This window comes from Psychrobacter sp. MF31 (assembly GCF_012847335.1).
In the GTDB taxonomy this organism is placed as follows: Bacteria; Pseudomonadota; Gammaproteobacteria; order Pseudomonadales; family Moraxellaceae; genus Psychrobacter.
Map to the genome: position 1 here is coordinate 18,563 of NZ_JABBDX010000008.1, position 14,088 is coordinate 32,650.

A 14,088-nucleotide genomic window follows, 5' to 3' on the forward strand; every position below is an offset into this window, starting at 1 on the left:
CACGCTTTCGGTGCAAAATTTGCCAATGATCCCTGTTAATCCTCAAAACTTGCCCAAATCAACGCCGCCAACCAAGCAATCTGGCTTGATTTTTGGTGGGCTATTGCTCATCGTCATCATCATTGCGATGGTGCTGTTTGCCTTATATTTACTTAAACTTGATCGCACCATCACCCAAAAATTTGAAGGCAAGCGCTGGGATATTCCCGCTCAAGTGTACTCGCAGCCTTTGGAGCTTTACCAAGGCGCAAGCGTTGATAATAACATCATCAGTTCTTGGCTTGATCTGCTGAACTACCGAAGCGATAAAAATTACGATAGAACGGGAAGCTTTCATAAGTCAGGAAGCTCCTATGTTATTCATACGCGCGGCTTTACCTACAGTGCCAATGACATTGACCCTGAACAGGTCATTAAATTGAGCATTGAAGGTGGCAAAATCAAAAACATTCAAAGCACTAAGAAAAACAGCTCAGGGCTGATCCGCTTGGAGCCAGTCAATATTGGCGGCATTTATCCGGACAACAATGAAGACCGGATGGTCATTTCCCTTGATGACGTGCCACAGCCGCTTATTGACGCGCTCATTTCAACCGAAGATCGCGGCTTTTATGAGCATCATGGGGTATCTGTTCGCGGGATTGGTCGCGCGGTGTTAAATAACTTTACTGGCGGATCACGCCAAGGCGGCTCGACCATCACCCAGCAGCTGATCAAAAACTTTTATTTAAATTCAGATCGCACCTTTAAACGAAAAGCCAATGAAGCTTTGATGGCGATATTGCTTGAGCTACATTACAGTAAAGATGAGATTTTACAAGCGTATTTAAACGAAATTTATTTGGGGCAAAATGGCAAGCGCTCCATTAATGGCTTTGGATTAGCCTCGCAGTTTTATTTTGATAAACCGCTTAAAGAATTGCGAATCGATCAGCAAGCACTGCTCGTTGGCATGGCAAAAGGTCCAAGCGTTTATAACCCGCGCCGCCACCCGAACGACTCAAAAGCGCGCCGAAACACCGTGCTTAACAATATGCTGGTGGAAGGCTATTTGTCTCAAGAAGATTATGACGCCGCCATCAAAAAATCGCTTGGCGTGGTTGATAAGCCCACCGATGGCAAAAGCCGATTCCCAGACTTTTTGGACATCGTCAAGCGTGAATTAAACGAAGTTTATTACTCCAACGATCTAAAAAATGAAGGTCTAATCATCATCAGCACGATGAATCCGATCTCACAAATGGCAGCGGACAATGCGGTCAGCAAAAAATTGGGCGAGCTTAGACGCACCAGCAGCAAAACCAAAGGCTTGCAAGGCGCACTTGTCAGCGCCAATCCAGAAACTGGCGAGCTTGTGGCGGTCGTTGGTAGCGGCAGCGAATTTACCGGATTTAACCGCGCGATTGATGCCAAACGTCAAGTCGGCTCCTTATTAAAGCCGGTCATTTATATGAGCGCGCTTGAAAGCGGTCGCTACAACTTGGCAAGCTCGGTTGATGACTCGCCCATTACCGTCAACCTTCCTGATGGCGGTACGTGGACGCCTCGAAACTATGACGGTCGCGATCACGGTTTTGTGTCATTAAACTCGGCTCTAGCACACTCTTATAACCAAGCTGCCGTCCGCGTTGGTATGGAATTTGGCATTGATACCTTTGCCAATCAGTTAAAGCGCTTGGGCGTTAAAGCGAATATTCCAAAATATCCTTCCGTGCTATTGGGGTCTGTCAATTTAAGCCCAATGGACATGTTAGGCGTTTATCAAGTGTTTGCTACCGGCGGCTTTCGAACGCCCATTCACAGCATCCGAACGGTGATTGATGACAAAGGTCGAATTTTGCAGCGAACAGGGCTTAACACCAAACGCAGCGTGCCCCCTGAAACCAACTATTTGGTCAACTATGGGCTGCAACAAGTCGTCAAAAATGGCACGGCAAAGCGCATTGAATCGCTTGGCAGCAATTTAAATTTGGCAGGGAAAACCGGAACGACCAATGACTTTCGTGATGCTTGGTTTGCAGGCTACAGCGGCAACTATGTGAGCGTGGTTTGGGTTGGTCGCGATGACAATAAACCGATTGGGCTAAGCGGCGGCTCAGGGGCATTGCCAGTTTGGGTGGATTATATGAACCGGCTTAAACTCACCCCCGTCGCGCTTCCTGAACCTGAAGGTATCGAGTGGCTTTGGCTTGAAAACAACTCAGGAAAGCTGTCTAATGAGCGCTGCCCTGAAGCGCGATATTTGCCCGTCTTGTCAAGCCATCTTCCTGATGAGGCAAGCAGCTGCGCGATTGCAATGTATCAGCAAGACCGCGCCCGTGAGCAAATGCGCTGGCAAGGTCAAGAAAGCGACATCATCCGTCAGCGCCGCCGCGAAGGGCTTGAACCTGACGCGAGCGAAGATGGCAACGCCAACCAGCAACAAGACCAAATCGATGGCGAACAAATCCAGCGCCAAATTAAAAATTTATATAAACGCGCGTTTGAATTGTTTGAATTGCAATAAAATTTTTATCATTCACCATTAACAGCCGCAATTTTTTAACACAAGGGTTTCATCATGGCTTGGCAACAACTGCATTTACAATGTAAAAAAAACGACGTTGACTTGGCAGAAGCGTTACTGCTTGAAGCAGGGGCGCTGTCGATCGCTCTTGATGACGCCGGCGATCAGCCGCTATTTGAGCCGTTGCCCGGTGAGTCGCCCCTTTGGGATGAGGTTATTTTAACCGCGCTTTTTGATGCCAATTCAGAAAATGGTCGCTATCATGTGGTTGAATCCTTAAGCCATGAAATTGCCGCTGAGGTTAACGCCAGCCGCGTTTGGCTGTCTCAAGTTGATGATAAAGATTGGGAGCGCGAATGGATGGCGCATTATCAGCCGATTGAATGCGCCAATAATTTGTGGATCGTTCCCAACTGGCTGACGCCGCCCAATCCTGATGCCACTAACATCATCATGGACCCAGGACTGGCTTTTGGTACCGGATATCATGCCACCACACGCCTTTGTTTAGATTGGCTGACTGAGCAGGATTTGGTAGGTAAAACAGTCATTGATTATGGCTGCGGCTCAGGGATTTTAGGGATTGCCGCGCTACTTTTGGGCGCAAAGCAAGTGTTTGCCGTCGATATTGACCCGCAAGCCGTGTTAGCAACCAACCAAAACGCTGATCGCAACCACGTTGCCGGCAAGCTTCACGCCTTTTTACCTGAAGATTTTGAGCGTTTTATCAAATCAAACCAAGATCAAGTTGCCCTTGTTGATGTGATTGCCGCCAATATTTTAGCCAAACCCTTGATCGGTCTTGCGCCGTATTTTGCCACGCTCATTGCGCCAAAAGGTAAAATCGTTCTTGCAGGACTCATAGAATCGCAAACCGAAGACGTAAAAGCCGCTTATCAGCCCTATTTTACTATTGATAATAAACACGCATTTAGCGCTCAAGAAGACCAACACTGGCAGCGACTTTCAGGGACTTTTACAGGGTAGCAACATATCCTTACATCTGTTACGATAGGAAGTCAGCATAAGTTTGTGGACTTTCCTTGGATTTGAATTATGAGCGCCCCCATAAAAACGCAGTGTCCGCAGTGTCAAACGGCTTTTAAATTGCCCAATGCCGCGCTAAATCAGGCTCATGCCAAAGCGCGCTGCGGCTGCTGTCAACATACCTTTTTGGTCAATGACTTTTTGGTGGTTTCAGCAAAATCAAGTAACAGCGCTCCAAGTAATTCAGCAGAACTTTCTAAAGCTGATCTACAAAATCCAAATCGCATCAGTAATAAAAGCAGCGATGACGAGCTGCTGATTCATGATGATATGGATTTGGCGGTTGCGGCAGATCATTTTACAGGCTATGACTCCGTTGATGATATGGATGCTTGGCTTAATCAACTTGAAAGCCAAAGCTTGACCGCCGATGACTTAAACTTTTCGCCCACTCAACCGGCTCAGCCCAATCAACAAAGCGCTCAAGATATCTTAACTGCAAATGCCATTCAAAATACTGCTAGGTCGCCAATAAATACAACCTACCCTCAACCCCAAAATTCTTCTGCCAACTGTGCGGATTATGACGACGATCTTCCTTTAGATACTCAAAATCAATATAAGCATTCTGCTGAAAACGCTTGGCTTGAAGAGTTACTAAGCGCTCAAGATACTAAAGATAATAAGGACGCGCCAAAACTAGCACGCTCCGAAGATTCAGAATTGGCGCAACTGCTCAGCGACATGGGAATGAAAACTGAGGATAGCCAGCGCTTGGAACAAGACCGCCAAGCCAAGATCGCCGCTCGATTAAAAATCAGCAATCAGCCGCCACCGCAATCAATGGCAACGTTTTTATGGTCGCTTGGCTGCTTGGTATTGGTGTTGTTGTTGGCGGCGCAATATGTCATTTTTAATTTAGATTCGCTGATAAAAAACCCCGCGTTTGCCGCGCGATTGCAAAGTTTATGCGCCATTGCTGCTTGCAGTTTGCCGCATGCGGATATTGATATGATTGAGATCAGCACGCCTATCCTTCGAGCAAGCCAAGTCAAGCCAGCTGCCAATTTTAGCGACATCCAAGCCACATTAATCAACCAAAGCGATAAGCCGCAGCTACTTCCCAATATGAAAGTCAGCCTTTACCAAAATAGCGCGCTGGTTGGCGAGTTTATTGCCCGTCCTGAAGATTACGTGTTGGCTCATGAGTCGCAGCTTGGCAGCCATCATCAAAAGCCGGTGATGTTTACCGTTGCCATGAGCAAAAGCCAACTTACTCAAGTCAATATTGCGCCTTTTTATTAAGGATAACGTTATGATCACCCCTCACGCTGCTCAATTTGATCCTCATGGAGCGTTTTTGCCCGATGAGTTTGACCCAGCAATGACATTAACCGATGATCTCAAAGTAGTCACGCTTCGCGATCACGTTGAGCGCGTGGTTCGCGACTATTTTGAGGCGCTCGATGGTGAAGTGCCAAGCGATGTTTATGAGCTGATTTTGCAAGAGATTGAACTGCCGCTATTGACCGTTGTTCTTGAAAAAACGCGTGGCAATCAGTCCAAATCGGCGCAGATTTTGGGACTAAACCGCGGCACTTTACGTAAAAAATTAAAAAAGTATCACTTAATGGCGTAGCTGCAAATTTTGAATCCTGTAGCGATTTGTTTTATGATGCTGCTTTAACAAAAGGCAAGTGAACTTTACTTGTCAACTTTGACCTGCCAATATTTTGGCGCTTTTATGGAATGATTTTTATGGCTACCACACCGCTTGCCCTACTCTCCGTTTCCGACAAATCAGGGATCGTTGAGTTTGCTCAAGGCTTGATTGATTCAGGGTTTGGTTTATTGTCCACCGGCGGCACTTACCGCTTGCTCAAAGATAACAATATTGCCGTCACCGAAGTTTCTGACTATACCGGATTTCCTGAAATGATGGACGGTCGGGTCAAAACTTTGCATCCAAAAATCCACGGCGGTATCCTTGCCCGCCGCGGCACCGATGATGCGGTAATGAATGATCATGATATCAAGCGCATTGATTTGGTGGTGGTCAACTTATACCCCTTTGCGCAAACGGTTGCCAATCCAAATGTTACTATGGATGACGCCATCGAAAATATCGACATCGGTGGTCCTACTATGGTTCGCGCAGCCGCTAAAAACCACGCTCATGTTGGCATCATCACTGACCCAAGCGACTATAACCGCGTCCTTGACGCCTTAAATGGCAGCACCAGTTTAAGCGCTGAGTTACGATACGATTTGGCGGTCAAAGCCTTTGAACATACCGCGCAATATGACGGCATGATTGCGAACTTTTTAGGTCGCCGTGTCAACAAAGAGCAAACCGCGGACGTTTATCCGCGAACGCTTAATTTGCAGTTTAATAAAATGGAGGATTTACGCTACGGCGAAAACCCGCATCAATCTGCCGCGTTTTATGTTGAACGTCAAACAAGCGACAATGTTGAAGCCTCGATTGCTACCGCCAAGCAATTGCAAGGTAAAGCCTTATCTTATAACAATATTGCGGATACGGACGCCGCGCTTGAATGCGTTAAAGCCTTTAGCGCTCCTGCCTGCGTGATCGTCAAACATGCCAACCCTTGCGGCGTTGCCATTGACCAAGATCAAGTTACCGCTTATAAAACTGCCTTTAGCACCGATCCTGAATCGTCTTTTGGCGGCATCATTGCCTTTAACCGACCGTTAACCAAAGCTGCCGCAAGCGCGATTATCGACAATCAATTTGTCGAAGTCATCATCGCCCCAAGCTTGGAAGATGGCGTGCTCGACATCACTGGCACTAAGAAAAATGTCCGCGTTTTGGTTTGCGGCGAGCTGCCAAAACCAGAGGCTCGCGCCGCCCAGCTTGATTACAAACGCGTTAATGGCGGGCTTTTGGTTCAAGAGCAAGATTTGGGTATTATTTTGCCAACTGATTTAAAAATCGTCACCGACGTTCAACCCACCCAAGCTCAAATTAATGATTTGTTATTTAGCTGGTCGGTTGCCAAATATGTCAAATCAAACGCCATCGTTTATGCCAAAGATCAGCGCACCATCGGAATTGGCGCCGGACAAATGAGCCGCGTTAATTCCGCGCGAATTGCAGCGATTAAAGCTGAACACGCAGGACTGGTCACTCAAGGCGCGGTGATGGCATCTGACGCTTTTTTCCCATTCCGTGATGGTATTGATAACGCCGCTGACGTTGGCATTTCTGCCATCATCCAACCCGGCGGCTCAATGCGCGACGACGAAACCATTGCTGCTGCCAATGAGCACGGCATTGCCATGGTCTTTACTGGAATGCGTCACTTCCGCCATTAATTTTTAAACCTCTTTTTTCATCACTATAAAAAAAGCCACTGATCATCAGTGGCTTTTTTATGACAGTTAAAAGTTAATCAATCACCATTTTAGCGACCTTGAGCGCTTGCCATATTTGCCTCATTAACTTCAACTTTATGAACCACGCGCAGATACTCAAGATAATCTTGCAATTGGTCTTGACCTAAATTATCACGGATAATCGCTGCCGTTTGCGCTTTTTCAAGGGCAGATAATTGCGATTGCTGCTGCGTTTTTATTACATCCCCAATAATGAGCGTCGCGCCATTTTCCGTTTTGCTGGTCATTGCTGCCACGCCGCCCGCTGGTGCAGGTTTACTAAACGCCAAGCTGCGCTCTTTATCCGTAAGCTGCGGCGATTGACGGTTGGTATCGCCAAGAGCTTGGAAGATAACACCCTGCTTGTTAATATCGCTTGCCGTTTTGATTTTAGCAGCAATCAATTTAGCATCGTTTAGCGCAAGTTCACTGGCTTTCTGCTTCAATAGCACCTGAGTGACTCTAGGAGTTGCCTCGCTCAGACTTAACGTTTTGGTTGGACGATAGCGGCTAGGCTGAACCCAAACGGTTGATTTTCCGGTATCAATGCCAGTGGTCACCGACTGATCTTGAATCACAAACTCATCAAAGGCTTGTTTAATCACCGCAGGCTGCGACAATACGGAAGTATTGTTGTCTTTTTGGTAGTCTTTGATGCGCTTTAAAGGCACATTTTCTTGGCTTGCAATGTCTTCAATGCTAAAGCCATCTGCCGCCAAGTCATTAATGGCAGTAATTTTGTCGGCAAACTGAGCTTGCTGCTTGTAAGCTTTAGCACGCTTAACCATCTCATCACGAACGCTATCAAGGCTTGGCACTTGGCTTTCGCCTTCGCTGGTCACCATAAAGATTTGGTAGCCGAACTGAGTCTTAACAGGTTTTGACACCTGCTTGACCTTTAAGCCACTAAGCGCTTGCTCAACGATTGAGGCATCATTGCCAAAGACCGATGGGTTAAACGTTCCCATCGCGCCGCCGCTTGCTCCTGAAGGATCATCGGATTCGGTTTTTGCAAGCGCTGCAAACGATTCGCCTTTATCAAGACGGGCTTTGACTTTATCCGCGCGCGCTTTGGCGTCAGTTCCGGTAAATAAAATCTGGCTAATTTGGCGCTCATCGGTCACGCCAAGACCTTGCTTAAAGCTTTGATACTGCGCATTGATCTCGTCTTTGGTGACGTCAGCCACCTTAATCATCTCAGGGGTCAATTCGATATATGCCAAATCAACCATCGCGGGACTTTTAAGCGCGTCTTTATTGGCGTCATAATAGGCTTTCACATCAGCAGAACTCACCTTTACTTTTTGCTGATAATCTTGCCAGTTAAAGCGGTGCAGCCAAATATTTCTTGATTCAAGCTGTAAATCGATCAATTGATTGACCGCTTTCATCGGATAAATTGCCGTTCCAACGATACTGGCGTTGAGCTGATCTAAGCTCAATTGATTGCGAAATTCAGCAAACAGCTGATCTTTGGTCATGCCGCGCTGACGCAAAAAGGTGGCAAATAAATCATTGGAAAAATTGCCATTTTCATCTTTAAAAATGGCTTCTTCACGAAGTAAGCGGTTGATGGTGTCATCAGATACCGTCATTCCAAGCTTTTTAGCTTGCTGCTCTAAAAGGGCGCGATCCACCAAACCACGCAGCACTTGTTCATGAAGCACATCTTCATTAAGTAAACTTGCATCTTCAAGGTTGGCTAAAATCTCTGAGCGCCGATTGTTTACAGCGCTTTGGTATTCGGAAACGCCCACGCTTGCATCACCGACTTTAGCGATTTGGTTTGGATCGACGCCGCTTTGGAAGTAGCTTTCGATTCCCAATAAAGCCAGCGGCGATAGGCATAAAATCAATAAAATTCGACCCGGCCAGCTTTTTAAAAAATCGCGCATTTTATCCATAGTCGTTCTGCTTAATCACCTAATTGATAATATATTGAAAGTAAAATGACAGTTTGGCAAACCAAAGGTCAAGTTCATCTGCCTTTATGCCAATTGCTCAGGCAATCGCCTATGATACGTGAATTTTGAGTCAGACTCAAAAGATTCACCCAAGCTTTTGGACAATTTTTTATCATAAAAAAAGCACCTAAACCTAGGTGCTTTTTGGATCACGTGAATGACCGCTTAGTTTAAACGCTCTTTTAGGTTTTTACCTGCTTTAAAGCTTGGCACTTTGCTTGCAGGAATAGACAACTCTTCACCTGTTTTTGGGTTACGACCCGTACGCGCTTTGCGATCTTTTACCGTAAAAGTACCAAAGCCCACAAGTGAGATGGTATCGCCAGCTTCAAGCGCTTCACCGATGCTCTCCATCATCGCATTTAGCGCCTCTCCTGCTTGAGATTTGTTCAAGCCACTTTTTTCGGCAATGCTATCAACGAGTTCTGACTTATTCATAAATTTTCCTTCAAAGTTAAGGTCGGTAATCAACGCTCATGGCAGGCATTGTATCGCTGTCACAGCTTTTACGCAATAAAAACCATCACGCTATGAGTTGCCCGTAGTTGCACGATTTGCGTTATTAACGCCTTTATATCAAGGCTACTTTAGGAGCGCAAGCAGTTTTACACTTTTTTGTGCTCAAAACTACGCATTTGACACTTATCGTTACGCAACTCCTCTGTAATTCAAAATCAAAGCTGATAAAGGCTTATAGAGCTGATCGTGATTTTAATTGGTCAGTGCCCAAAGTTTACCTTAAAATAGCACCCGCCTTTTAACCAAGTGCTAATTTAAACTTTAGTGACTTCATTTTAACTTTAGTGATTTTGGCATAAGTGATTTTGGAATAAAGATCATGTCTATTGATAACCGTTAAGCTTTGCTGATATTGGCAATAGCTTGGTTGATCGACGTTTGAGGTATCGCACAACAATTTGTTAACTGACAGGCGAACCAATCCTTTTTATGATGACAACAAGAAAGGGCTTAACTGATAAATCAAGCTTTCAAGGGCAAAATTGCAAGACTTTTGGGATTTTTAATGATAAATAATAATAATGGATGGCATTCATGAAGCGCTCAACGTTATCTCACTCATTTCTTAATATCGTTTTGGTATTTATTGAATCGGCACTTACGCTGTTATTAAGGCTTGATCCTGCGCTTCGGCGCGCCGCTTACCCGCTTGCCAAACAAGGAACGCGGGTTTGTTTGCGCTTGTATTTGCCGCATATTGAAGTGTTTGCCACTTTTAGTTATAAGGGCGTTTTGCTCGATTTAGAGCAGCCTGAAGGCAGCTTTGAGCCGGATGTGGTGATTAATGCTTATAGCTTGCAAGTATTGATGGCGATTGCAACTCATGATGATGAGGCGACCGAAAAGCTGCAAATGCGCGGTGACAACGCTCAAGTCCAGTTGGTTAAACAATTTATCACCCAGCTTGGTTTAGGAAGCTTATTGCACAGCATCATTAACAAAATTAAAGGTGGCAAAGCAACCAAAGCTAGTGACGTGCAAAAAGCAGAAAAAGCCGATAGCTATAAGCGCAAGATCAGTGAGCAACAAGCGCAAATTAGCAGCTTAACCATTAAAAATCGTGAGCTTGAAACGACGGTAAAAGAGCTTGAAAGCAAACAAAAAATGTTTATGATCGCCGCAATTGTGATGACGGTGGTTGCCATTGGGGCAATTTTAGGTTGGATATTGACGTAAGTTGATGATCATTTTTTAAATTGAAATGCAGATTTTTAAAGCGCTGAAACGGGTCAGCGCTTTTTGTTAGTATCAATTTATTTTAATATCAATTTATTAATATTATCAATGACCATCATCGGTTTGATTTATGAATGATCTTCGGAATAATCTTGACTAATTTAGTCAGGATTCATATAATAACCTTATGGCGCAGTTTATCAAAAAATCTAAGTATTAGCGATAACCACTGACTGATAAAAAGGGCTTAAAGACCTTTACCGTCATGTTAAGCCCTTGATAAGCTGCCTTTGATTGATCAGGTTTGGAGAGATGATATGCGCTTAACCACTCGAGGCAGATATGCAGTAACGGCATTGCTAGATTTGGCGCTGCAAACTCGCCAGCAAGACGGCGCGGTGTCGCTATCCGACATTGCCAAGCGTCAATCGATTTCGATCTCTTATCTTGAGCAGCTGTTCTCAAAGCTTCGTAAGCGAGGTCTTGTGACCAGTATCCGCGGCGCCTCCGGTGGCTATTATTTAGCAAAGCCTTTAGATGAGATTGATGTCATGAGCATCATTTCAGCTGTTGATGAATCCGTCAATGCCATGCAATGCGAGGGGCGCGGCGATTGTCAAGGTGGTACCATGTGCTTGACGCATGATTTATGGTGCGCGCTTTCCAATCATATCGAGCAGTACTTGAAAAATATTACCTTAGCGCAATTATTAGATATGGAAAATGTGCAATCCATCTCCGAGCGCCAGCATCTTCCGAGCATTATAAAAGATATTAATACCATAACTTTATCGACCAGCGAGGCAAACCCAGCATGAGCCAACATTCCCAGTTAATCTATTTAGATTATGCCGCAACCACGCCTGTTGCCAAATCTGTGGCAAAAAAGATGACCGAGTATTTGACGGTCGATGGTGTGTTTGGTAACCCCGCCTCGCGCTCGCATGGCTATGGTTGGCAAGCTGAAGAAGCGGTTGAAACCGCGCGTCAGCAGATTGCCGATGTGATTAACGCCGATCCGCGTGAGATTGTCTTCACTTCAGGGGCAACGGAGTCGGACAACTTAGCCATCAAAGGTGCCGCGCATTTTTATCAAGGTCGCGGCAAGCATATTATCACCAGTAAAATTGAGCATAAAGCCGTTCTTGATACTTGCCGAGCGCTTGAGCAAGAAGGCTTTGAGATCACTTATCTTGAGCCACAAAAAGGCACAGGACTAATTTTACCAGAACAAGTGAAAGCAGCACTTCGTGACGATACCATTTTAGTGTCGCTCATGATGGTTAACAATGAGCTTGGCACGGTGACTGACGTTGCAGCAATTGGTGAGCTTACCCGCGATGCTGGCGTGATTTTCCATGTGGATGGCGCGCAAGCGGTTGGTAAAGTCCGCATTGATCTTGAAGCAATGAAAATTGACTTAATGAGCTTTTCAGGTCATAAAGCGTATGGTCCTAAAGGTATCGGCGCGTTGTTTGTTCGCAGAAAACCACGCGTTCGCCTAAAAGCTGAGCAACATGGCGGTGGTCACGAACGCGGTATGCGCTCAGGAACGTTGCCAACCCATCAAATCGTTGGTATTGGCGCGGCATTTGCTTTAGCAAACGAGCGCTTTGAGGAAGATCACGCTCATGTGGCAAAACTTCGCCAAAAGCTTTGGGACGGTTTGCAAGATATTGAAGAGATTTATTTAAACGGTGATCTTGATCATAGCGTTCCGAACATCATCAACATCAGCTTTAACTTTGTTGAAGGCGAGTCGCTCATGATGTCGCTTAAAGACTTGGCGGTATCGTCAGGATCGGCTTGTACTTCAGCGACCCTTGAGCCGTCTTATGTGCTTCGCGCCATTGGTCGCTCAGATGAGCTAGCACACAGCTCGATTCGCTTTAGCTTTGGTCGTTACACCACCGAAGAGGACATCGATACGGTGATTAGTCAAATGCACGGCGCGGTTGACAAGCTTCGCGCGCTCTCCCCGCTTTGGGATATGTACCAAGAAGGCGTGGATTTAGATTCGGTTGAATGGACTGATCATTAATAAGGAGAATACTCATGGCTTATAGCAACCAAGTAATTGATCATTATGAAAACCCGCGTAATGTGGGAAACCTTGACAAAAATGCCAAAAACGTCGGCACTGGAATGGTAGGCGCGCCTGCTTGTGGTGATGTGATGCGCCTGCAAATCCAAGTCGATGACAACGGCATTATTGAAGATGCGCGCTTTAAAACTTATGGCTGCGGCTCAGCCATTGCTTCAAGCTCGCTTGTTACCGAGTGGCTCAAAGGCAAAAGCTTAGAGCAAGCCGGTGAAATTAAAAACTTGGACATCGCTGAAGAGTTGGCATTGCCACCGGTTAAAGTTCACTGCTCGGTGCTTGCTGAAGACGCCATTAAAGCGGCAATCAGCGATTATAAAAGTAAGCACACTGAAGCTGCCGAGTAGCCGAGTAATGTTAATTAGGTAACATGAGCAATTAGCAATATTCTAACCTTTGAAAAATCCGTCTTGCCATTACTGTCAGGGCGGTCTAGGTGACAATAACCCAAGTTTTTGTCACCTTTATTTTTAATATTTCACAACGTTAAATTAAGGAGCTGGCATGATTGAGATGACAGAACGCGCCGCTCAGCACGTTCGCGACTTTTTAGACAACCGTGGTCATGGCGAAGGTATCCGTGTCGGAATTCGGACAGCAGGCTGCTCAGGATTGGCTTATGTTCTTGAATTTGTGGACACGCCAGACAGCGTTGATACGCGTTTTGAAAGCCACGGCGTGAGCATTTTTATTGACCCAAAAAGCTTGGTTTATCTTGATGGTTTATTGATGGACTATGAAAAAGAAGGGTTAAACGAAGGCTTTAAATTCACCAATCCCAATCAAAAAGGTGAATGTGGCTGCGGTGAGTCATTTACCGTTTGATTTTAACAATGAATAACGCTGAGGTCATTGGCTATGAGCACGCCGTTTGAAAATTATTTCACCTTGTTTGAGCAGCCTATCCAATTTGAGCTGTCGCAATCGGATCTAGATCAAAAGCTTCGACAATTGCAAAAACAGTATCATCCTGATTACGTCAATCAAGAAGATATCAAGGCTCAGCGAGCGGCAGAGCAAGCCTCAGCAGTGATTAATCAAGCTTATCAAACGCTTAGCCACCCTGACAGCCGCGCTGCTTATTTATTAACCCTTGCGGATCAAGGTCAAAATTTGGATCGATCGATTGCCGATCTTGAGTTTTTAGATGACGCGATGCAGCTGCGAATCGATTTAGATGACGCTATCAACACCAATGATACGACAACGTTGACAGCGCTTAAACCGCAAATTGATGCACGCCTGCAAGCCCAATCGAAGCGTTTTTTATTGTCGTATGCGGCAAGCGATTGGGAAACGGCAATCGATGCCACTCAAAAGCTCAAATTTTTGGTGAAGCTGGCAGCCGACGTGACGCGCGGTCTTGATACAGTTGCAAGCTTTCAAAGTGACGATGACGATTTATACGTTTGATAAAAAGGCGGTTAAAATAAGCC

Annotated in this window: 13 protein-coding genes; 11 read left to right on the forward strand and 2 right to left on the reverse strand. The window is 45.6% G+C overall.

Annotated elements, in window-relative coordinates:
* Positions 1-25: 25 nt before the first annotated feature.
* The 5 genes from mrcB (at position 26) to purH (ending at position 6,832) form a co-directional block, all read left to right on the forward strand.
* Positions 26-2,506, forward strand: a complete 2,481-nt coding sequence (gene mrcB, locus HF322_RS10210) for a penicillin-binding protein 1B (protein ID WP_169393408.1) — start codon at positions 26-28, stop codon at positions 2,504-2,506.
* 54 nt (positions 2,507-2,560) lie between these two features.
* Complete coding sequence (prmA, locus tag HF322_RS10215; RefSeq protein ID WP_169393352.1) at positions 2,561-3,493, forward strand: 50S ribosomal protein L11 methyltransferase; 933 nt, start codon at positions 2,561-2,563, stop codon at positions 3,491-3,493.
* 69 nt (positions 3,494-3,562) lie between these two features.
* Complete coding sequence (locus HF322_RS10220) at positions 3,563-4,798, forward strand: zinc-ribbon and DUF3426 domain-containing protein (RefSeq protein WP_169393353.1); 1,236 nt, start codon at positions 3,563-3,565, stop codon at positions 4,796-4,798.
* Between the two features lie 79 nt (positions 4,799-4,877).
* Entirely contained in the window at positions 4,878-5,132 is a 255-nt protein-coding gene (gene fis, locus HF322_RS10225) for a DNA-binding transcriptional regulator Fis (RefSeq protein ID WP_169393409.1), read from the forward strand.
* Positions 5,133-5,251: 119 nt separating this feature from the next.
* Positions 5,252-6,832, forward strand: coding sequence for a bifunctional phosphoribosylaminoimidazolecarboxamide formyltransferase/IMP cyclohydrolase (gene purH / locus HF322_RS10230; RefSeq protein ID WP_169393354.1), 1,581 nt, complete (start codon positions 5,252-5,254; stop codon positions 6,830-6,832).
* Between the two features lie 89 nt (positions 6,833-6,921).
* Here purH and HF322_RS10235 read toward each other — a convergent pair whose 3' ends face one another.
* Together HF322_RS10235 and HF322_RS10240 are read right to left on the reverse strand one after the other, a co-directional pair.
* Entirely contained in the window at positions 6,922-8,796 is a 1,875-nt protein-coding gene (locus tag HF322_RS10235; RefSeq protein ID WP_169393355.1) for a SurA N-terminal domain-containing protein, read from the reverse strand.
* Between the two features lie 225 nt (positions 8,797-9,021).
* Positions 9,022-9,294, reverse strand: coding sequence for an HU family DNA-binding protein (locus HF322_RS10240; RefSeq protein WP_169393356.1), 273 nt, complete (start codon positions 9,292-9,294; stop codon positions 9,022-9,024).
* Positions 9,295-9,909: 615 nt separating this feature from the next.
* On the opposite strand from HF322_RS10240, the gene HF322_RS10245 reads away from it, so the two are divergent.
* The 6 genes from HF322_RS10245 to hscB all read left to right on the forward strand — a co-directional run bounded on the left by HF322_RS10245 (position 9,910) and on the right by hscB (position 14,065).
* The gene (locus HF322_RS10245) at positions 9,910-10,551 is read left to right on the forward strand and encodes a hypothetical protein (protein WP_169393357.1); all 642 of its coding nucleotides are present in this window, start codon (positions 9,910-9,912) and stop codon (positions 10,549-10,551) included.
* 317 nt (positions 10,552-10,868) lie between these two features.
* Positions 10,869-11,369, forward strand: a complete 501-nt coding sequence (locus HF322_RS10250) for an Rrf2 family transcriptional regulator (protein ID WP_169393358.1) — start codon at positions 10,869-10,871, stop codon at positions 11,367-11,369.
* Positions 11,366-12,592 carry an IscS subfamily cysteine desulfurase gene (locus tag HF322_RS10255; protein ID WP_169393359.1) on the forward strand — a complete coding sequence of 409 codons (1,227 nt, stop codon included), beginning with the start codon at positions 11,366-11,368 and terminating at the stop codon, positions 12,590-12,592. Before HF322_RS10250 ends, HF322_RS10255 begins: the two co-directional genes overlap by 4 nt.
* A 14-nt stretch (positions 12,593-12,606) precedes the next feature.
* Complete coding sequence (iscU, locus tag HF322_RS10260) at positions 12,607-12,999, forward strand: Fe-S cluster assembly scaffold IscU (RefSeq protein ID WP_169393360.1); 393 nt, start codon at positions 12,607-12,609, stop codon at positions 12,997-12,999.
* 157 nt (positions 13,000-13,156) lie between these two features.
* Positions 13,157-13,477, forward strand: coding sequence for an iron-sulfur cluster assembly protein IscA (gene iscA / locus HF322_RS10265; protein ID WP_169393361.1), 321 nt, complete (start codon positions 13,157-13,159; stop codon positions 13,475-13,477).
* Between the two features lie 33 nt (positions 13,478-13,510).
* Positions 13,511-14,065 carry a Fe-S protein assembly co-chaperone HscB gene (gene hscB / locus HF322_RS10270; protein WP_169393362.1) on the forward strand — a complete coding sequence of 185 codons (555 nt, stop codon included), beginning with the start codon at positions 13,511-13,513 and terminating at the stop codon, positions 14,063-14,065.
* Positions 14,066-14,088 lie beyond the last annotated feature (23 nt).

What these genes read in the sequence shown, in the direction of transcription:
- mrcB (WP_169393408.1), top strand. Translation starts at nt 26, where the DNA reads ATGATCCCTGTTAATCCTCAAAACTTGCCCAAATCAACGCCGCCAACC.
- prmA (WP_169393352.1), top strand. Translation starts at nt 2,561, where the DNA reads ATGGCTTGGCAACAACTGCATTTACAATGTAAAAAAAACGACGTTGAC.
- HF322_RS10220 (WP_169393353.1), top strand. Translation starts at nt 3,563, where the DNA reads ATGAGCGCCCCCATAAAAACGCAGTGTCCGCAGTGTCAAACGGCTTTT.
- fis (WP_169393409.1), top strand. Translation starts at nt 4,878, where the DNA reads ATGACATTAACCGATGATCTCAAAGTAGTCACGCTTCGCGATCACGTT.
- purH (WP_169393354.1), top strand. Translation starts at nt 5,252, where the DNA reads ATGGCTACCACACCGCTTGCCCTACTCTCCGTTTCCGACAAATCAGGG.
- HF322_RS10235 (WP_169393355.1), bottom strand. Translation starts at nt 8,796, where the DNA reads ATGGATAAAATGCGCGATTTTTTAAAAAGCTGGCCGGGTCGAATTTTA.
- HF322_RS10240 (WP_169393356.1), bottom strand. Translation starts at nt 9,294, where the DNA reads ATGAATAAGTCAGAACTCGTTGATAGCATTGCCGAAAAAAGTGGCTTG.
- HF322_RS10245 (WP_169393357.1), top strand. Translation starts at nt 9,910, where the DNA reads ATGAAGCGCTCAACGTTATCTCACTCATTTCTTAATATCGTTTTGGTA.
- HF322_RS10250 (WP_169393358.1), top strand. Translation starts at nt 10,869, where the DNA reads ATGCGCTTAACCACTCGAGGCAGATATGCAGTAACGGCATTGCTAGAT.
- HF322_RS10255 (WP_169393359.1), top strand. Translation starts at nt 11,366, where the DNA reads ATGAGCCAACATTCCCAGTTAATCTATTTAGATTATGCCGCAACCACG.
- iscU (WP_169393360.1), top strand. Translation starts at nt 12,607, where the DNA reads ATGGCTTATAGCAACCAAGTAATTGATCATTATGAAAACCCGCGTAAT.
- iscA (WP_169393361.1), top strand. Translation starts at nt 13,157, where the DNA reads ATGATTGAGATGACAGAACGCGCCGCTCAGCACGTTCGCGACTTTTTA.
- hscB (WP_169393362.1), top strand. Translation starts at nt 13,511, where the DNA reads ATGAGCACGCCGTTTGAAAATTATTTCACCTTGTTTGAGCAGCCTATC.